The following is a 341-nucleotide window of genomic DNA, read 5'->3' as shown; positions in this document are numbered from 1 at the left end:
GGGCGGCCAGCGGGGGTGTCAGCATGACGCCGGTCGAGCAGCGTCTCATCCCGCGCCGCGGTTGGGCATTCGTGGCGCTGCTGTGCCTGTTACTGATCCTGTTCGGCACGCTCTCCCCGGGCGTGCCGCATCCGGAGCAGACCTTCCCCTGGGACAAGCTGCAGCATTTCTCCGCCTTCGCGTTGCTGGCGCTGACGACACGGCTGGCGGGCTTGACCAGCTTGATCATCCTGCCGGCCCTGCTGCTGCTGGGCGTCGCCATCGAATGTCTGCAGCTGGCGATTCCCTATCGCGGCGCTGAGGTGCTGGATGCGCTGGCGGACCTCGCCGGCATCCTCATC

Annotated in this window: 1 protein-coding gene; it reads left to right on the top strand. The window is 67.7% G+C overall.

The window, feature by feature from the left end:
• Positions 1–23 precede the first annotated feature (23 nt).
• On the top strand, positions 24–341 hold a 318-nt coding region (locus tag R0J88_RS19170), incomplete at its 3' end, for a VanZ family protein (RefSeq protein WP_410900756.1).

Source organism: Pseudoalteromonas sp. SIMBA_162 (genome assembly GCF_046535955.1).
In the GTDB taxonomy this organism is placed as follows: Bacteria; Pseudomonadota; Gammaproteobacteria; order Enterobacterales; family Alteromonadaceae; genus Pseudoalteromonas; species Pseudoalteromonas marina.
Note: the sequence above shows the minus strand (reverse complement) of the source record. Positions and strands in the feature narration are given on the sequence as shown.